Origin of the sequence: Pseudomonas sp. P7759, from assembly GCF_013386445.1 — a bacterium.
GTDB classification, from domain to species: Bacteria; Pseudomonadota; Gammaproteobacteria; order Pseudomonadales; family Pseudomonadaceae; genus Aquipseudomonas; species Aquipseudomonas azotoformans_A.
Window position 1 is genome coordinate 489,597 of record NZ_JACART010000006.1, and the last position, 19,042, is coordinate 508,638.

General features: G+C 61.8%; 15 protein-coding genes and 1 riboswitch. Of the genes, 12 read left to right on the forward strand and 3 right to left on the reverse strand.

Features of this window, described 5'->3' with window-relative positions:
* The first annotated feature begins 100 nt into the window (after positions 1-100).
* Both HX823_RS08180 and waaA read left to right on the forward strand, forming a co-directional pair.
* Complete coding sequence (locus HX823_RS08180) at positions 101-991, forward strand: LysR family transcriptional regulator (RefSeq protein WP_038844445.1); 891 nt, start codon at positions 101-103, stop codon at positions 989-991.
* A gap of 23 nt (positions 992-1,014) precedes the next feature.
* Positions 1,015-2,289, forward strand: a complete 1,275-nt coding sequence (gene waaA / locus HX823_RS08185; RefSeq protein WP_177074611.1) for a lipid IV(A) 3-deoxy-D-manno-octulosonic acid transferase — start codon at positions 1,015-1,017, stop codon at positions 2,287-2,289.
* Here waaA and HX823_RS08190 read toward each other — a convergent pair.
* Positions 2,283-3,722 carry a TolC family outer membrane protein gene (locus HX823_RS08190; RefSeq protein WP_028615490.1) on the reverse strand — a complete coding sequence of 480 codons (1,440 nt, stop codon included), beginning with the start codon at positions 3,720-3,722 and terminating at the stop codon, positions 2,283-2,285. The genes waaA and HX823_RS08190 overlap by 7 nt on opposite strands.
* Positions 3,723-3,916: 194 nt before the next feature.
* Positions 3,917-4,022, forward strand: a riboswitch (TPP riboswitch).
* 149 nt (positions 4,023-4,171) lie between these two features.
* Between HX823_RS08190 and thiC the strand changes: the two genes are divergently transcribed.
* Together thiC and cytX are read left to right on the forward strand one after the other, a co-directional pair.
* Positions 4,172-6,061, forward strand: a complete 1,890-nt coding sequence (thiC, locus tag HX823_RS08195) for a phosphomethylpyrimidine synthase ThiC (protein ID WP_177074612.1) — start codon at positions 4,172-4,174, stop codon at positions 6,059-6,061.
* Between the two features lie 153 nt (positions 6,062-6,214).
* On the forward strand, positions 6,215-7,504 hold the full coding sequence (gene cytX / locus HX823_RS08200) for a putative hydroxymethylpyrimidine transporter CytX (protein WP_177074613.1): 1,290 nt from the start codon (positions 6,215-6,217) through the stop codon (positions 7,502-7,504).
* On the opposite strand, the gene HX823_RS08205 is transcribed toward cytX, so the two are convergent.
* Positions 7,473-8,210, reverse strand: coding sequence for an RsiV family protein (locus tag HX823_RS08205; protein WP_038844453.1), 738 nt, complete (start codon positions 8,208-8,210; stop codon positions 7,473-7,475). The genes cytX and HX823_RS08205 overlap by 32 nt on opposite strands.
* A 192-nt stretch (positions 8,211-8,402) precedes the next feature.
* Here HX823_RS08205 and HX823_RS08210 point away from each other — a divergent pair, with 192 nt between their 5' ends.
* The 8 genes from HX823_RS08210 (at position 8,403) to HX823_RS08245 (ending at position 17,201) form a co-directional block, all read left to right on the forward strand.
* Positions 8,403-9,020 (forward strand): NUDIX domain-containing protein, encoded by a 618-nt coding sequence (locus HX823_RS08210; RefSeq protein WP_038844455.1) that lies wholly within the window; start codon positions 8,403-8,405, stop codon positions 9,018-9,020.
* Entirely contained in the window at positions 9,011-9,460 is a 450-nt protein-coding gene (locus tag HX823_RS08215) for a DUF1249 domain-containing protein (protein WP_003171323.1), read from the forward strand. The genes HX823_RS08210 and HX823_RS08215 overlap by 10 nt, the downstream gene beginning before the upstream one ends.
* 97 nt (positions 9,461-9,557) lie before the next feature.
* Entirely contained in the window at positions 9,558-10,373 is an 816-nt protein-coding gene (gene cpdA / locus HX823_RS08220; RefSeq protein WP_177074614.1) for a 3',5'-cyclic-AMP phosphodiesterase, read from the forward strand.
* A 49-nt stretch (positions 10,374-10,422) separates the two neighbouring features.
* Positions 10,423-11,031: a YqiA/YcfP family alpha/beta fold hydrolase gene (locus HX823_RS08225; RefSeq protein WP_177074615.1), complete on the forward strand. Its 609-nt coding sequence runs from the start codon at positions 10,423-10,425 to the stop codon at positions 11,029-11,031.
* 45 nt (positions 11,032-11,076) lie between these two features.
* A complete protein-coding gene (parE, locus tag HX823_RS08230; RefSeq protein ID WP_038844459.1) occupies positions 11,077-12,984 on the forward strand; it encodes a DNA topoisomerase IV subunit B in 1,908 nt (635 codons plus the stop codon).
* Complete coding sequence (locus tag HX823_RS08235; protein WP_038844461.1) at positions 12,984-13,979, forward strand: esterase-like activity of phytase family protein; 996 nt, start codon at positions 12,984-12,986, stop codon at positions 13,977-13,979. The genes parE and HX823_RS08235 overlap by 1 nt, the downstream gene beginning before the upstream one ends.
* 70 nt (positions 13,980-14,049) lie before the next feature.
* Positions 14,050-16,314 carry a DNA topoisomerase IV subunit A gene (gene parC / locus HX823_RS08240; protein ID WP_038844463.1) on the forward strand — a complete coding sequence of 755 codons (2,265 nt, stop codon included), beginning with the start codon at positions 14,050-14,052 and terminating at the stop codon, positions 16,312-16,314.
* Positions 16,315-16,490: 176 nt separating this feature from the next.
* Complete coding sequence (locus HX823_RS08245; protein ID WP_033897860.1) at positions 16,491-17,201, forward strand: membrane integrity-associated transporter subunit PqiC; 711 nt, start codon at positions 16,491-16,493, stop codon at positions 17,199-17,201.
* A 271-nt stretch (positions 17,202-17,472) separates the two neighbouring features.
* Here HX823_RS08245 and HX823_RS08250 read toward each other — a convergent pair whose 3' ends face one another.
* Positions 17,473-18,978, reverse strand: coding sequence for an AhpA/YtjB family protein (locus HX823_RS08250; protein ID WP_177074616.1), 1,506 nt, complete (start codon positions 18,976-18,978; stop codon positions 17,473-17,475).
* Between the last annotated feature and the right edge of the window lie 64 nt (positions 18,979-19,042).

The window sequence follows — 19,042 nt, forward strand, 5'->3', positions numbered from 1 at the left end:
GTCAATCCTCGGGGTAAAGCAATCAGATAAGGCTGGCATTCTAGAGTTTAATCAGATGGGGTAAAGTCATTACCTATCTGAATTGGAGATGGGTTGAGCCATGAGCGTGCAATGGGATCTGGAGCAGATGCGCCTGTTTGTCAGCGTCGCCGAACAACGCTCGTTTTCGGCCGTGGCGCGCCAACAGCGCAAGGCGCAGTCGGCGGTGAGCAATGGGATTGCAATGCTGGAGGCGGACCTGGGCGTCAGCCTGTTCGAGCGTAGCAGCGGCCGCCAACCACGGTTGACCGAAGCCGGCAGCGTGTTGCTGGAGGAAGCACGCGAAGTGCTGCGCCAATGTGAGCGCCTCAATGGCCGGGCGCTTTCACTGACCCGCGGCGAAGAGGCGTGCCTGCGCCTGGCCCAGGACGAAGCCATGCTGTTCCAGCCGGTCCTCGACAGCCTGGAAGCACTGGCCGGCCAATACCCGTTGCTGGAAGTGCAACTGTCCAGCGCCGCCCAAGGCGATGTAGCGCGCAAGTTGGTGGAGCGCAAGGCTGACCTGGGCCTTCTGTTCTATCACGACCAGATCCCCGAAGCTCTGGAGCGACGGGTGGTCGGCAGTGTGGAGATGGTCACGGTGTGCGGCGTGAATCACCCGCTGGCCCAGGAACCCTACGTGACGTGCCAACGCCTGGCACAGTTCCGCCAGTTGCTGATGTCGACCCAGACCAGCGTATACCCCGGCAGCGAAGCGGCCAGCCCGTTGGTGTGGCGCGCCGACAGTTTCTACGTGTTGGCCGAATGGCTGATGAGCGGCCTGGGCTGGGCCTGGCTGCCCCGGCATATCGTGCAGTACCCGACCTATCAGCAACAAATGGTGGAACTGGACAGCGAATGGACGCCGCCGGCCCTGGTGGTGGAGCTGGTCTGGCGTCGCGACGAACACCTGGGACCGGCCGCGCGCTTCCTGGCCAAACGATTTGCCGAGTGCTTGCAGGCGATCGACTGAAAAAGCCGATAAACTCCGCCGCCATGAATAGAACTCTCTACAGCTGTCTGTTTTACCTGGCGCTGCCGTTGGTGGCTTTACGTCTGTGGTTGCGTGCGCGCAAGGCGCCGGCCTATGCCAAACGCGTCGGCGAGCGCTTTTCCTATGGCTTGCCGGTGATGCAACCCGGCGGGATCTGGGTGCATGCCGTGTCGGTGGGCGAGAGCATTGCCGCGGCGCCCATGGTGCGCGGGTTGCTGGCGCGTTATCCGACGCTGCCGATCACCGTCACCTGCATGACGCCCACCGGCTCCGAGCGCATCCAGGCGTTGTTCGCCAACGAGCCGCGCATCCAGCATTGCTATTTGCCGTATGACTTGCCGTGCGCGGCCAAACGTTTCCTCGACCGTGTGCAGCCGAAACTGGCGGTGATCATGGAAACCGAGCTGTGGCCCAACCATATCCACGCCTGCGCCCAGCGAGGGATTCCGGTGGCGTTGGCGAATGCGCGGTTGTCGGCGCGCTCGGCCAAGGGCTACGCGCGCTTTGCCAAGCTGACGGCGCCGATGCTGTCGCAAATGAGCCTGTTCGCCGTGCAGACGCACACCGAAGCCCAACGCTTTCTGAGCCTCGGCGCTCGGCCGGAAACCGTCGACGTCACCGGCTCAATCAAGTTCGACCTGACCATCGACCCCGAGCTGCCAGCGCGGGCCGCTGCGTTGCGCGCGCAATGGGGCGCCAGCGAGCGCCCGGTGTGGATCGCCGCGAGTACCCATGAAGGTGAAGATGACGTGGTGTTGGCAGCCCATCGCCAATTGCTCGAAAGCTATCCCAACGCGCTGCTGATTCTGGTGCCGCGCCATCAGGAGCGCTTCGGGCCGATGTTCGAGCTGTGCCAGCAGCAAGGTTTTGTCACCGTGCGTCGCTCCAGCGGCGAAGCCGTCACCGCGCAAACCTCGGTTCTGCTCGGCGACACTATGGGCGAATTGCTGTTTCTCTACGCTTTGGCCGACAGCGCTTTTGTCGGCGGCAGCCTGGTGGCGACCGGCGGGCACAATCCCCTGGAGCCGGCGGCATTGGCCAAGCCTGTGATCATGGGGCCGCACGTGTTCAACTTCCTCGAAATCACCGCGATGATGCGTGAAGCCGGGGCGCTGCGCGAGGTGGATGACGCCGAAGGCTTGGCCGAAGCCGTGCGCCAGTTATTCGAACTGCCGCAGGATGCGCGCAAGATGGCGCAGGCGGGGCTCAAGGTGATGCAGGCCAACCAGGGCGCGTTGAAGCGCTTGCTGGATGGCCTGGGGCGTTTGCTTCAATAGCCGGGGCGGGCTTTCAATTGCTCGGCGGCAGCCTTGGCCAGATCTGGCGGCAGGAAGTCGCGGTCCGGGTTGTAGTCAGCCTTTAAGTAGCGCGCCAGGTCCTGCAAGTCGCCTGGGTTCAAGGTGCCGGCCGCCTGCTTCAAACGCAGGTTGTCGAGGATGTAGTCATAACGGCTGTTGTTGTAGTTGCGCACCGACGCGTATAGCTGGCGTTGTGAATCCAGCACATCGACGATGTTACGCGTACCCACCTGGTAACCGATTTCCGTGGCTTCCACCGCGCTCTGGTTGGAGATGATCGACTGGCGGCGCGCTTGCACCTGCTCCACATCGGTGTTTACCGCACGGTGCAGGTTACGGGTGTTTTCCACTACCTGGCGGCGCAGGCCTTCGCGCTGCTGCTCGGTCTGGCCCAGGCGCGAGTAGGACTCACGCACTTGCGAGCTGGTCAGCCCGCCGCTGTAGATCGGGATGCTCAGGCGCAGGCCGATGGTGCGTTGTTCCACATCGCCGCGGTACGGCGTGCCGAACGCATTCGGGTTGCTGAAACCCAAGGCGTCGTTGTCACCTTTTTCGTATTGCGCCACGGCGTCCAGGGTCGGCGCGTGCCCGGCCTTGCGCTGCTTGAGGGTTTCTTCGGCGGCGGTCACGGCGTAGTTGCTGGCGAGCAGGTTGAGGTTTTGGCGGCCGGCGGTTTCGACCCAGGCCTTGGCGTCGTTCGGCAGCGGCGGCAGCACCGGCAGGGTGTGGACAATGCCCTGGATCGAGTTGTATTGGCGGTTGGTCAGGGTGATCAAGGCTTCGAACGCGTCTTCCACCTGGCGCTGGGCCAGGATGCGGTTGGCGCGGGCGGTGTCGTAGCTGGCCTGGGATTGCAGCACGTCGGTCTTGTCCGACAGGCCGACGTCGAAGCGCTCGTTGGACTGGTCCAGCTGGCGCTTGAAGGCATTCTCTTCGGCCTTGGTCGACGCCAGGTTGTCCTGGGCACGCAACACGGCAAAGTAATTTTCGGCACTTTGCAGGATCAGGTTCTGCTCGGTGGCCGACAGTTGCAGCGCCGCCTGCTCGTTGGTGGCCTCAGCGGCCTGCAGTTGGAACCAGCGGTCGGCACGGAACAGCGGCTGGCTCAAGGTGGCCCGCCAGGAATGTGCGTCGCGGTTGGCGGTGGCGGCGGGCGTGTCGATCTGGGTGCGCACGTTATTGATATCGGCGCCACCGGTCAGGTTCGGCAGCAGCCCGGCGCGGGCCTGGGGCACCACTTCTTTTTGCGCGCCGTATTGGGCGCGGGCGGCGGCCAGGTCGGCGTTGTTGTCCACCGCTTCCTGGTAGACGCTGACCAAATCAGTTTTAGCGGACAAGGGCGCTTCTGCTGCCCAGACCATTCCGTTGGTCGCACAAGACACGGCGAGAGCCAGTGAAAGTTTGCGCAGCATGAGGCGATCCCTAGATAAATATTATGGATGTAATTTATGGCCCAAGGCTAAGGCTCGCCCTGTGTGGCGTCAAGCCTTGAAGCAGTTCCCGAGTGTAGTGGCGGGATCACCGCACAACAATCTGCAAAAGAGCCATTCATCACGCTGAATGCACCGCCATTGGCAATTTGCCCACGCCATGGTCTAGACTGGCCGAGTTCTTGTCGGGGTGCCTTGTTGGAAGGCTGAGATCGGTAAATACCGGATCCCGTTGAACCTGATCAGGTTAGCGCCTGCGTAGGGAACAAGATTTCTCGTCACCCGGCGAGTCCTCTTGTGCTTCGTCCGGGATGCTGTTCATTTATTGACCAGCCCTCGTGCACCGAGCACAGCACTGGTTTCAGTGCGTCCATCCGTCACAGGTTCGCTCCGACAAAAATCCACCGCCTGGATAAGTTGGAGAGCCCGTGATGACTACAACATTAAAAAACAAAGTGCACCTGAGTGAATCGGCCAAGGTCGACTCCGGCTCTGTGCAACCCTTTACCCGCTCGCAAAAAATCTACGTACAAGGCACCCGCCCGGACATTCGTGTGCCGATGCGCGAAATCAGCCTGGACGTGACCCCCACCGACTTCGGCGGTGAAATCAACGCGCCGGTCGTGGTCTATGACACCTCTGGCCCGTACACCGACCCTAACGTCATCATTGACGTGCGCAAAGGCCTTGGCGATGTACGCTCGCCATGGATCGAAGTGCGTAACGACACCGAGCGCCTGCCAGGCCTCAGCTCGCATTTCGGCCAGCAACGCTTGAGCGATGCCGAACTCACCGCGCTGCGCTTTGCCCACGTGAAGAACCCACGTCGTGCCAAGGCCGGCGCCAACGTCACGCAGATGCACTACGCGCGCAAAGGCATCATCACCGCCGAGATGGAGTACGTCGCCATCCGCGAAAACATGAAGCTGGAAGAAGCCCGCGCCACTGGCCTGCTCGACCAGCAACACGCCGGTCACAGCTTTGGCGCCAGCGTGCCGAAGATCATCACTCCGGAATTTGTGCGCGAAGAAATCGCCCGTGGCCGCGCGATCATCCCGGCCAACATCAACCACACCGAACTGGAACCGATGATCATCGGCCGTAACTTCCTGGTGAAGATCAACGGCAACATCGGCAACAGCGCCCTCGGTTCGTCCATCGAAGAAGAAGTGGCGAAACTGACGTGGGGCATTCGCTGGGGTTCGGACACCGTGATGGATTTGTCCACCGGCAAGCACATCCACGAAACCCGCGAGTGGATCATCCGCAACTCGCCCGTGCCGATCGGCACTGTACCGATCTACCAGGCCCTGGAAAAAGTCGGCGGCGCCGCCGAGGACCTGACCTGGGAGCTGTTCCGCGACACCCTGATCGAACAGGCCGAGCAGGGCGTGGATTACTTCACCATCCACGCCGGCGTGCTGCTGCGCTACGTGCCGCTGACCGCCAAGCGCGTCACTGGCATCGTGTCCCGTGGCGGTTCGATCATGGCCAAGTGGTGCCTGGCGCACCACAAAGAGAACTTTACCTACACGCATTTCGACGAAATCTGCGAAATCATGAAGGCCTACGACGTCAGCTTCTCCCTCGGCGACGGCCTGCGCCCAGGCTCGATTGCCGACGCCAACGACGCCGCGCAATTCGGCGAGCTGGAAACCCTCGGCGAGCTGACCAAGACCGCCTGGAAGCACGACGTGCAAACCATGATCGAAGGCCCCGGCCACGTGCCGATGCAGTTGATCAAGGAGAACATGGACAAGCAGCTCGAATGCTGCGACGAAGCGCCGTTCTACACCCTTGGCCCGCTGACCACCGACATTGCGCCGGGCTACGACCACATCACCTCCGGCATCGGCGCGGCGATGATCGGCTGGTTCGGTTGCGCCATGCTTTGCTACGTGACGCCCAAGGAACACTTGGGTCTGCCGAACAAGGATGACGTGAAGACCGGGATCATTACCTACAAGATCGCGGCCCACGCAGCGGACTTGGCCAAGGGGCATCCAGGCGCGCAGATTCGCGACAACGCCTTGAGCAAGGCGCGCTTCGAATTCCGCTGGGAAGACCAGTTCAACCTCGGCCTGGACCCGGACACCGCGCGTTCGTACCACGATGAAACCCTGCCGAAGGACTCGGCCAAGGTCGCACATTTCTGCTCCATGTGCGGGCCGAAGTTCTGCTCGATGAAGATCACCCAGGAAGTGCGTGAATACGCGGCCAACCAGCGCATTGAAGCGGTGGACGTGGATGTCGCCAAGGGCTTGGCCGAGCAGGCGGAGCGGTTCAAGCAGGAAGGCAGTCAGCTTTACAAAAAGGTCTGATCCGGGATTGTTGGAGGCTGTGCCGGCCTCTTCGCGAGCAAGCCCGCTCCCACATTTGGAACGCATTCCAAGTGTGGGAGCGGCGGTGCGACGATTCGACTTGCTCGCGAATGCAATCTCCCAAACAACAAATGTTCCTCAGAGATAACACCCTTGAGCATTCAACCGAGTACTTACTCCCCGGATATCGCAGTACCGAGCGACAAAAGAGTCTTCGGCGCCCGCGACCTGTTCTCCCTCTGGTTCTCCCTCGGCATCGGCCTGATGGTCCTGCAGACCGGCGCCTTGCTTGCACCGGGCCTGGGCCTGTCCGGCTCGTTGCTGGCGATTTTCCTCGGCACCCTGGTGGGCGTGCTGTTGCTGGCCGCCGTCGGCGTGATCGGCAGCGACACCGGCCTGTCCGCCATGGCCGCCCTCAAACTCAGTCTTGGCGCCAAAGGTGCCAGCCTGCCGGCGTTGCTGAATCTGCTGCAACTGATCGGCTGGGGCTCGTTCGAAATCATCGTGATGCGCGACGCAGCCAGCCTGTTGGGCACGCGGGCGTTCAGCGAAGGCAGCCTGTTGGCCAGCCCATTGCTGTGGACCCTGTTCTTCGGCGGTTTGGCAACGCTGCTCGCGGTCAGTGGCCCGCTGACCTTTGTGCGCCAGGTCCTGCGCAAATGGGGGATCTGGCTGCTGCTCACCGCCTGCCTGTGGCTGACGTGGAACCTGTTCGCCAAAGCCGACCTCGCCGCACTCTGGGCCAGGACGGGTGACGGTTCGATGCCGTTTGCGGTGGGTTTTGATATCGCCATCGCCATGCCGCTGTCGTGGCTGCCGCTGATCGCGGATTACTCACGCTTCGGCAAGCGTGCCAAAAGTGTGTTCGGCGGCACCGCGCTGGGGTTCTTCATCGGTAATTTCTGGCTGATGAGCCTGGGCGTGGCCTACACCCTGGCGTTTGCGCCGAGCGGCGAAGTGAACGCGCTGTTGCTGGCGTTGGCCGGGGCTGGCCTGGGAATCCCGCTGCTATTGATCCTGTTGGATGAATCGGAAAATGCCTTCGCCGATATTCACTCGGCGGCGGTTTCCAGCGGGATATTGTTGCGTTTGAAGGTCGAGCACCTGGCGCTGGCGATTGGCGTGATCTGCACGCTCATCGCCTGCTTTGCGCCATTGGCTCAGTACCAGAACTTTCTGCTGCTGATCGGCTCGGTCTTCGCGCCGCTGTTTGGCGTGGTGCTGGTGGATCACTTCATCCTGCGCCGTCGTAGCGGGGGAGCCATAGCCAGCCTGCGCTGGCCGGCATTAATCGCCTGGCTGGGTGGCATTGCGACTTACCACCTGCTGGCCAATCTGTATCCGGACATCGGCGCGACCCTGCCGGCGCTGGTGCTGGCAGGGCTGTTGCAGCTGATCCTGGGCCGGGCCTTCAGCGGCGCGCAGGCACCAGTTCAGGCTTGAGGATGCCGTCCAGGCGCGAGTACGGAATCTGTAACTCGACGTGGCCCAAGGCATACGGCGCGATGGTGGTGGTGGGGTACTTGAGGATCACGCCACCGTAGGTGAGCGCCACGTTCGGGGTTTTCTGGAAGGGGTACTGTTTCACGTACTCCGGCTCCAGGCTCAGGCGGGTGCTGATCAGCCAGCTGTTATGGGCCACCTGGGCGGCTTTCCAGAAGGCGTCTTCCTTGCCGGGCAGCAACATGTCGGTGAGGGTCAGGGCCTTTTGCTGCTGGCGCGAATAGTTGATGAACGCGCGGCCTGGCTCGCCATGGGTGGCGCCCTGGTCCAGGTAGCTGGAGAGTTCGATGATCACCAAGCCGTCATGCTGCTCACGTACCTTGGCTTGCAAGTACATGCTGTTGCGTGGCGCGGCGGTGCGCAGGAACTGCTCGCTGTACGTCGCGAGGCTGGTTGGCAACGGGTCGGCCTGGGTCATTTCCAGCAGGCGCTGTTCGATCAAGGCGTCCAACTTGGGCTCCTTGGCAAAGTGCACCGTGTCGATATTCACCAGCGGGCAGTCGGCGCTGGCGCAGCCTGGCTTGCTTTGCTCGGTGGCGTCGCGGGTGGCGTCCAGCGGGGTTTTGTAGCTGGGCTGGAACAGGCTTTGGCAGGCACCGAGGGTCAATGCGATACAGGCCACGGAGGCGATTTTTAAAAGCGACATGTAGGGTCTTCGTCCGTCGATAAGAGCGAAATTGTGCAGCTTCGACTACCGGCAAGGCAGTCAGTTCGCCACTAAGCTCATTAGAGTGAGTTTGACGCCCGCCGTCTATCCCGGCAACTGGAAAGGGGCTGCATCCGGAGGCACGGGCGCGTTAGGATGGCGCCAATTGCGCAGGTTCAACGGGGATGGGATATGACGGATTTTGCAAAATCGGCGCCGGGCAAGATCGAAATGGTTCAGCACGACAACCTCTACACAGGTTTCTACAAGCTCGATCACCTGCAACTGCGCCACGAGAAATTCGACGGCAGCATGAGCCGGGTGATCAACCGCGAAGTGTTTGTGCGCCATGATGCCGTGTGTGTATTACCCTACGACCCGCAGCGCGATGAAGTGGTGTTGAACGAGCAGTTTCGCGTCGGTGCCATGGGCCGTACGGACAACCCCTGGATGATCGAAATGGTCGCCGGCCTGATCGACAAGGACGAGCAACCTGAGGAAGTTGCGCACCGCGAAGCCGAGGAGGAAGCTGGGCTGACGTTCTCCGCGTTGTGGCCGATCACCAAATATTTCCCGTCGCCCGGCGGCAGTACCGAATATGTGCACTTGTACCTGGGTCGCTGCGACAGCGCCGGTGTGGGGGGCGTCCATGGATTGGAAGAAGAAGCTGAAGATATCCGCGTCACCGTCTGGGCCTTCGAAGATGCCCTGCAAGCGGTGCGCGACGGCAAAATTTCCAACGCAGCCAGCATTATCGCCCTGCAATGGCTTGCGCTTAATCGCGCGGAAGTGAGGGGGTTATGGCAGTAAAGGCACGGGAACGTTATCGAGTCGACCTGATCGGGCTGCAAGCGGCTTGCGAGGCCAACTACGCGCGGCTGATGCGCCTGCTCCCTGACATGCGCCACGCCCCCGAGGCCCGGCGCATCGGCGTGACCCACGGCGACCAGATGCTCGGCGTGCTGGCGCTGGAAGTCATCGTCAATTGCCCGTACACCACCACCCTGCGCGTGCGCCAGGAACACAGCCTGCCCTGGCTGCCGGTGCCGCAACTGGAAGTGCAGGTGTACCACGACGCGCGGATGGCCGAAGTGATCAGCGCCGAACATGCACGACGCTTTCGCAGCATCTATCCTTACCCCAACGTGTTCATGCACCAGCCCGATGAGAAAGCACAGCTCAATGTGTTCCTCGGTGAATGGTTGAGCCATTGCCTGGCCTTGGGCCATGAGTTCGAAGTTGTGCGGTAGATGTGAACTGCATCTGCTTCCCAAGGTTTCCTCTTGTGTCCTGCCCCAGCATAATCACGCCACACGTCCATTCCTGTGATTGCCTTGGGAGAGCGCCTTGCCGAGCGTATCCACTGTGAGTCCCGATGCGCCCGCATTGCTGGTGCAACTGTCCGACAGCCATTTGTTTGTCGAGGCCGACGGTACGCTGCTGGGCATGAACACCCGTGACAGCCTGCAAGGCGTGATTGAACGGGTGCGCGCGCAGCAGCCGCGCATCGATTTGGTGTTGGCCACGGGGGATCTGTCCCAGGACGGCACGCTGGAGTCCTACCAGCAATTTCGCGACATGACCCGGCAGATCGACGCCCCGGCGCGCTGGATTCCCGGCAATCATGACGAGCCGCAAATCATGGCTCACGCCGCCGTGCACAGCGATCTGCTGGAGCCGGTGGTCGATATCGGCAACTGGCGCGTGACCCTGCTGGATTCCGCCGTACCCGGTTCAGTGCCGGGCTACCTGCAAGACCAACAGTTGCAGCTGCTCGCCCAGGCCCTGAGCGAAGCGCCTAACCGTCATCATCTGGTGTGTTTTCACCATCATCCGGTGCCCATCGGTTGCGCCTGGATGGACCCCATTGGCTTGCGCAATCCTGAGGCGTTGTTTGCCGTGCTTGACCGTTTTCCGCAGGTGCGGGCGGTGCTGTGGGGGCATGTGCACCAGGAAATCGACCGCGAGCGCAACGGCGTGCGCCTGCTGGCATCGCCGTCCACCTGCATCCAGTTCGCACCGGGCAGCGAGGATTTCAAGGTCAGCGAGCAAGCGCCGGGCTACCGCTGGCTGCGGCTGCATGCCGACGGACGGTTGGAGACCGGGGTAGAGCGCTTGGTCGGCTTCGCGTTTACGGTGGATTACGGTAGCAACGGCTACTGAGATTTACCTGTAAACTGCGCCTTTTTGGCGCAAGCATGGAGAGCCCGGCATGTCCGCTTCGATCCTGTATATCCACGGTTTCAACAGCGCGCCTGCGTCCAACAAGGCCACTCAGTTGATCACCGTAATGGGCGCCATCGGCCTGGCCGACCAATTGCGCGTACCGGCCCTGCATCACCATCCCCGTCAGGCGATTCCTCAGTTGGAAGCGGCTATCGCTGAACTGGGGCGGCCACTGCTGGTCGGCAGCTCACTCGGCGGCTACTATGCAACCCATCTTGCCGAGCGCCATGGCCTCAAGGCGCTGCTGGTAAACCCGGCGGTCAGCCCTCACCGGATGTTCGACGGTTACCTGGGCACCCAGAAGAACCTCTACACCGATGAAACCTGGGAACTGACCCACGACCACGTCATGGCGCTGGCCGAGCTGGAAGTACCGGCTCCCCAGGATGCGGCGCGGTATCAGGTGTGGTTGCAGACCGGGGATGAAACCCTGGATTATCGCCTCGCCCAGCAGTATTACCGGGCCTGTGCCTTGCGCATCCAGGCCGGCGGCGACCATGGTTACCAGGGGTTCGCCCAGCAATTGCCGGCCATGTTGAGCTTTGCCGGCATTGGCGCAGATCAGTATCAATCCTTCGATTTTTCTTCATTGTAAGAATCGCAGGTCACTTTTTAATCGAACGACTCACGACGAGACCCCATGGCCACTCCCAGCGCTAGCTCTTATAACGCCGACGCCATCGAAGTCCTCTCGGGCCTCGACCCGGTGCGCAAACGCCCCGGCATGTACACCGACACCAGTCGGCCGAACCACCTTGCCCAGGAAGTCATCGACAACAGCGTCGACGAAGCCCTGGCCGGTCACGCCAAGTCGGTGCATGTCATTCTCCACGCTGACCATTCCCTGGAAGTGTCCGACGATGGTCGCGGCATGCCGGTGGATATCCACCCGGAAGAGGGTGTACCCGGCGTTGAGCTGATCCTCACCAAGCTGCATGCGGGTGGCAAGTTCTCCAACAAGAACTACCAGTTCTCCGGCGGCTTGCACGGTGTGGGTATTTCCGTGGTCAACGCCCTGTCCACGTTGGTTCGCGTCAGGGTCAAGCGCGACGGCAACGAGTACGAGATGACGTTCGCCGATGGCTACAAAGCCACCGACTTGGCAGTGATCGGCACCGTTGGCAAGCGCAACACCGGCACCAGTGTGTACTTTGCACCGGACCCGAAATATTTCGATTCGCCAAAATTCTCCATCAGCCGCCTCAAGCACGTGCTCAAGGCCAAGGCTGTCCTGTGCCCAGGCCTGCTGGTGACTTTTGAAGACAAAGGCACCGGTGAGAAGGTCGAGTGGCACTACGAAGACGGCCTGCGTTCGTACCTGGAAGACTCCGTCAGCGACTTCGAGCGCCTGCCCAACGAGCCGTTCTGCGGCAGCCTGGCGGGTAATAAAGAAGCCGTGGATTGGGCGTTGTTGTGGCTACCGGAAGGTGGCGACAGCGTGCAGGAAAGCTACGTCAACCTGATCCCGACCGCCCAGGGCGGCACCCACGTCAACGGTTTGCGCCAGGGCTTGCTGGATGCCATGCGCGAATTCTGCGAATACCGCAGCCTGCTGCCGCGTGGCGTGAAGCTGGCGCCGGAAGACGTGTGGGAGCGCATCGCGTTCGTGCTGTCGATGAAAATGCAGGAGCCGCAATTCTCTGGCCAGACCAAGGAGCGCCTGTCGTCTCGCGAAGCGGCGGCGTTTGTCTCCGGTGTGGTCAAGGATGCCTTCAGCCTGTGGCTCAACGAGCACCCAGAGCTGGGCCTGGCCCTGGCGGAACTGGCGATCAACAACGCCGGCCGTCGCCTGAAGGCCAGTAAGAAGGTCGAGCGCAAGCGCATCACCCAGGGCCCGGCATTGCCCGGCAAGCTGGCCGATTGCGCCGGGCAAGACCCGATGCGTTCCGAGCTGTTCCTGGTGGAAGGTGACTCCGCCGGTGGTTCCGCCAAGCAAGCACGGGACAAGGAATTCCAGGCGATCCTGCCGTTGCGCGGCAAGATCCTCAACACCTGGGAAGTGGATGGCAGCGAAGTCCTGGCCAGCCAGGAAGTGCACAACATCGCCGTGGCCATTGGTGTTGACCCAGGCGCAGCGGACATGAGCCAGTTACGCTACGGCAAGATCTGCATCCTTGCCGACGCCGACTCCGACGGCCTGCATATCGCCACGCTGCTGTGCGCGCTGTTCGTGCAGCACTTCCGCCCGCTGGTGGATGCCGGTCACGTCTACGTCGCCATGCCGCCGTTGTACCGGATCGACCTGGGCAAGGAGATTTACTACGCCCTGGACGAAGCCGAGCGTGATGGCATCCTCGACCGCCTGGTGGCCGAGAAGAAACGCGGCAAGCCACAGGTCACACGATTCAAGGGCCTGGGTGAAATGAACCCGCCGCAGCTGCGCGAAACCACCATGGACCCGAACACCCGGCGCCTGGTGCAGTTGACCCTGGGCGAAGACTTCGCCGCCACCTCGGAAATGATGGACATGCTGCTGGCGAAGAAACGCGCGCCGGACCGCAAGTCCTGGCTGGAATCCAAAGGCAACCTGGCCGAGGTTCTGGGCTGATGCGCACAGGTTTCGCCCTGGCGATCCTGATGTTGAGCGGGCTGGCGGCTACCCCAGTGGTGGCCGCACCCGTGGCTGAGTTGAAGCTGGTGTCCGAGCACCCGGTAGACGGCATGCGCGGCGGCAACCTGTCGGGCCTGGCCTTGTGTGGCAAAGAGTTGTGGACGGTTTCCGACCGTGATGACGACCAGATCTACCGCCTGGATATCAGTGCGCCGACCTGGCAGGCCGAGGCGGTAAAGATCGACGTGCCGCCGGTGCCGGAATCCGGGCTGCCTTGGGGTTTGCGTTCGCGCACCAAGGCCGCTTCGTTCATTCGCGGTGGTGACTTGGACTTTGAAGGCATTACCTGCGATGCCGCCGGCAACCGCTACATTGTCAGTGAAGCCCATGCGGCGGTGCTGCAAGTGCCGGTGACGGGTGCACCTGAGTGGTTGAAGATTGCGCCGGGCATGGTGCGTGAAGCGCGGGCCAGCGGCATGCTGCTGCACTTCAATGCATTGTTTGAAGGCCTGGCGATCAATCCCGAAGGCAACCAGATCTGGCTGGCAGCCGAACGTGAGCGACGCGGCCTGATTTCGATCAAGCGTCCGCAAAGCCTGTGGGACTGTGACGGCCCCTGCGTCTTGTTGAGCGAAGCCGGGCAGGAAGTGCAACCGGCCCAGTTCCCGAACCCCAAGGCGGTGTCCAAGGATTTTGCCGACCTGGCGCTGTTCAACGGCAAGCTGTTTACCCTGGAGCGCAATGCGTTCCAGATTTGCCGGCGGGATGCGGTCACGGCCAAGGTCGAGCTGTGCTGGTCGTTTGCCGACGAGACCCTGACGCCCGAGCGGCGTTATCCCCAGTCTTATGGCCTGGCTGAAGCCTTGGTGGTGGACGCAGAGGGCGCCTGGCTGGGCATCGACAACAATTTCGGCCCGCGTGCCGACGGTGAAAAACGCCCGGTGGTCTATCGTTTTGCCGCCCCGGCCGGTGGTTGGAGTGCCCAGCCATGAACTTGAATTTTCTTGAATTGACCCGACGTCGCGACATTTTCGCTGCGTCTTACCAAATGATGAGGCCCGCATGAGTGACATCCTCGCAGACAGCTTAGATGGCGTAGAACGCCGGTCGCTGGCTGACTTCACCGAAAATGCCTACCTCAACTACTCCATGTACGTGATCATGGACCGTGCCTTGCCGCATATCGGCGACGGCCTGAAGCCGGTACAGCGGCGCATTATCTACGCCATGAGTGAGTTGGGCCTGGACGCCGATTCCAAGCACAAGAAGTCGGCGCGTACCGTCGGTGACGTGCTCGGTAAGTTCCACCCCCACGGCGATTCCGCCTGCTACGAAGCCATGGTGTTGATGGCCCAACCGTTCAGCTATCGCTACACGCTGGTAGACGGCCAGGGCAACTGGGGGGCGCCGGATGATCCCAAGTCGTTCGCTGCGATGCGCTACACCGAGGCACGCCTGTCGCGTTACTCGGAAGTCCTGCTGAGCGAATTGGGCCAGGGCACCGCTGACTGGGGGCCTAACTTCGACGGCACCCTCGACGAGCCGCTGGTGTTGCCGGCGCGTTTGCCGAATATTCTGCTCAATGGCACCACCGGCATCGCCGTCGGCATGGCCACCGATGTGCCGCCGCATAACCTGCGCGAAGTCGCCACCGCGTGCGTGCGCTTGCTCGATGAGCCGAAAGCCACGGTGGAACAGCTCTGCGAACATATCCAGGGCCCGGACTACCCGACCGAAGCGGAAATCATCACGCCGCGCGCCGACCTGCTGAAGATGTACGAGACCGGCAAGGGCTCGGTGCGCATGCGCGCTGTTTACCACGTCGAAGACGGCGATATCATTGTTACCGCGCTGCCGCACCAGGTGTCGGGTGCCAAGGTGCTGGAGCAGATCGCCGCGCTGATGCAGGCCAAACCGTCGAAATTGCCGCAGGTTGCCGACCTGCGTGACGAATCCGACCATGAAAACCCCTGCCGCATCGTGATCATCCCGACCAACAGCCGGGTCGATCACGAAGTGCTGATGCAGCATTTGTTTGCCAGCACGGATTTGGAGTCCAGCTACCGGGTCAACGTCAACATCATCGGTCTGGACGGCAAGCCGCAGCTGAAAAACCTGCGCAACTTGCTGGTGGAATGGCTGGAGTTCCGGGTGCAGACCGTGCGTCGCCGCCTGCAGTTCCGCCTGGATAAGGTCGAGCGTCGCCTGCACCTGTTGGACGGCTTGCTGATTGCCTACCTCAACCTGGATGAAGTGATCCACATCATCCGTACCGCCGAGCACCCGAAAGCCGAGCTGATCGCGCGTTTCGAGCTGAGCGAGATCCAGGCCGACTACATCCTCGACACCCGCTTGCGTCAGTTGGCGCGACTGGAAGAAATGAAGCTGCGCGACGAACAAGATGCGCTGCTCAAGGAACAAGCCAAGCTGCAAGCGCTGCTGGGCAGCGAAGCCAAGCTGAAGAAGCTGGTGCGCAGCGAGCTGATCAAAGATGCCGAAACTTACGGCGATGACCGTCGTTCGCCAATCGTCCAGCGCGCTGAAGCGAAAGCTCTGACAGAAACTGAGCTGCTGCCAAACGAGAAAATTACCGTCGTTCTGTCGGAAAAGGGTTGGGTTCGTTCCGCCAAAGGGCATGATATTGACGCCACTGGCTTGTCGTACAAGGCCGGCGATGGTTTCAAGACCGCCGCTGCCGGGCGTTCCAACCAGTTTGCGGTGTTTATCGACTCCACCGGGCGCAGTTATTCGGTGCCGGCCCACACTTTGCCGTCTGCACGGGGGCAGGGTGAGCCGTTGACCGGGCGCCTGACGCCGCCGCCAGGGGCAAATTTCGAGTGTGTGTTGCTGCCGGATGATGACGCGCTGTACGTGATTGCGTCCGATGCGGGTTACGGTTTTGTGGTCAAGGGTGAAGACCTGCAGGCCAAGAACAAGGCCGGTAAGGCCTTGCTGAGCTTGCCGAACAACGCCAAGGTGATCCTGCCGCGGCCGGTGGACGATCGCGAGAGCAACTGGCTGGCGTCGGTGACCACCGAAGGGCGTTTGCTGGTGTTCAAGATCAGCGACCTGCCGCAGTTGGGCAAAGGCAAGGGCAACAAGATCATTGGTATTCCCGGCGAGCGGGTGGCCAGTCGCGAAGAGTACGTGACCGACATCGCAGTGATCCCGGAAGGCGCGACGTTGGTGCTTCAAGCCGGTAAACGTACCCTGTCGTTGCGTCCTGACGACCTTGAGCATTACAAGGGTGAGCGCGGTCGGCGTGGTAACAAATTGCCTCGCGGCTTCCAGCGCGTGGATGCTTTGCTGGTGGAAACGCCGGTTTAACGCGTATTAGAGCCCTCGATCTACGATTTAACGCGTAGATCGACGCTTTGGCGCTGGAGTCATGGCGCATATTCACGGATGATATGGCCTTTCCAGCGCCGGCGTGGCCGAGCGTGTTTAGGTTATTTTTAGTATTACATTGTGGTTCGCCTTGTGGCAGCCACCTGGATGGGATGATGACTGCTCCACGCCTTCCTTTATTTTTTGTGCTCGCTGGCCTTTTGGGGCTGGCGGGTTGCAGCACACACCAGCCGGTGTCGCTGTACCAGCTGGACAGCGGAAGTCCGGCTCAACCTGCACAGACTGCCGGCATGGCCGTCTTGCTGGGCCCGGTGGTCGTCGCCGACTACCTGCAACGCGAAACACTGCTGCAACGTCAGAACGACGGCAGCCTGCAAGGTTCCACCGATGGTCGTTGGGCGGGCAGTTTGTCGTCCGACATCAACCAATTGATGTTGCGTCAGGTCGCAGGTCAGCTGGACAGCCAGCGTGTGGTGCTGGCGCCCGCGCCGACGGGGTTTACCCCGGATGTGCAGGTGTTGCTGACCATTACCCGTCTTGACTCCGGTACGTCGCAACCGGCGATCCTCGATGCGCAATGGCGTTTGATCGATCGTCGTGGGCAGGTGCGCGATAACCGCATCGTGCACCTGCAGGAGCAACACACGGGCACCACCGCGTCCCAGGTCCAGGCCCAGGGTGTGTTGTTGCAGCATCTGGCACAGCAGTTGTCGGTGGCCCTCAAGCCATTGGCCAACCAGCCGCCGATTGCCGAAGCGCCGCGCAAGCAGAGCGCTCCGGTGCAGGCCAAGCCGGCAGAACCGCAGAAGCCGAAGATGCCGATGGCAACGCCGATTCGCACGGACATGGAAGTGTTCAGGTTCTGACTTGAATCACCGACACAAAAAAAGGCCCGCTGACTCAGCGGGCCTTTTTTGTTGTGGCGTTTGCCCCTGTGATGAGAGGGTTCCTGTGGTGAGGGAGGCTTTTGTGGTGAGCGGGCTTGCCCCGCGCTGGGCTGCGAAGCGGCCCCAATCCAGTCACCGCATTTATCCAGGTAGAACCGGGCCGTCTGGTTTTAGGGCCGCTTCGCGCCCCAGCGCGGGGCAAGCCCGCTCACCACAGAAGCCCGCTCCGCTACAACAAGCCCGTTTCACCTTAACCTTTGGTGCGGGTCTCGTGCATCCGCGCCAACTGCCGCTCCAGCATCGACGGATACGGCTCCATCAACCGCTCCACACAGCTGGCACCCTCTGGGCTGGCAATCGGGCGGATCCGTGCGCGCTGACGGATCAGCGTGTCTTCACTGATCTTGCGCTCCACCAGCAGCAGGTTGCGACTGTGTTGCGACAGCGCCAGGGCGTCCTGGGCGCTCTCGGTGAGCAGCAGGTCGATCTGGGTCATGCCAAACAGGTCGTCGCTCACCGTCAGGCCCAGCTGCAGTTGCAAGGTGATGCCACTGTCGGCCACTTCGATCTGCAGGGCATGGCCCAGGGCGCGCAGCAACTCGCCGCAGCAGATGGCGTTGGTCAGGTAGTCTTCGCCGCTGTCTTCGCTGTGGAACAGCATCAAGGTACTGCCATCGTTCAGGGTGTGCAGTTCGCTCTGGTACAGCGACGCGGCCTGGTCGAGGCAATCGCGGTAGCGCTCCAGCAGCTCGGTCAGGCGTGTGCGGGGCAGGCGACGCAGTTGGTCCTGAGCGCCCAGTTGCACGGCCAATACGGCGCTGAACTGCGGTTCGGTATTCTTCACCGGGGCCGGTTTCGGTGCGACGGCCGGCGCGCTGGCCGAGGTGTCGCGCAGGTCGGCGAAGGGGTCTTCGTCGTCCAACTCATCTTCTTCGGCTTTGAACGCCTGGCGGGTGGCAGGCTTCAGGCCCGCTACCGGCGCGTCCTGCACTTCAAACTCAGGCTCGTCGTCGTAATCGGTTTCGTCGAACTCAGGCTCTGGCTCTACTTCGCGCACCACCGGTTCCGGGGCGAAACTGGCGTGCAACTGGCGGGCGAGGTCGCCGATTTCATCCTGGCGGTCAGTGGCCGGGGTGTGTTCGTCGATATCGCGCAGCCAGATGCGCAACTGCATCAGCGGCGTGGAGATGTGCCGGCCCAGGCGCAGGCTCAAGGCCAGCGCCAACGCCAGCAGGATTGCGCTCAAGATGCCCATGCTTTGCAGGCTGATGGTCATCGGCTGCTGGAATTGCTGCATGTCCAGGCTGATACGCAGTTGACCGGCCTTCACATCCTGAAACGTAATGTTGCTCTGGTACAAGCCTTCGGCTTCACCCAGCAGGCCGTTTTTCGGGCGCTGCCCGGCTTCGGCCATGATCCGGTTGTCCACGCTGTAGATAGCGGCGTGGGCCACCAGCGGGTTCTTGGTCAGGTTATTGAGCAGCACGTTGAGGCTGAGGATGTCGTTGGACACCAGCAGCTCAGTCGCCGAGGTGGCGGTCTGGGTGGTCAAGCTCTCGCCCAGGGCGTCGGCTTGCTCGTGCATGGCCTGTTTGAACTGCAAACCCATCACGCAGGCGTAGATCACCAAGGCCAGGGCGACCAGGATCACGTTATGGCTGGCGATGCGTAATGCGATCGGTACACGGCGGTGGCGCAGTGCCCGGAAGATCAGCAGGAAGAAATTATCGGTTTTTACTGGCGTGGGCCGGTTCACTTGCGCTCGGCTCTTGGTCCGTGAAGTTGACGCGCAGTATAGCGACAGCCCTAGAACCGGCAAA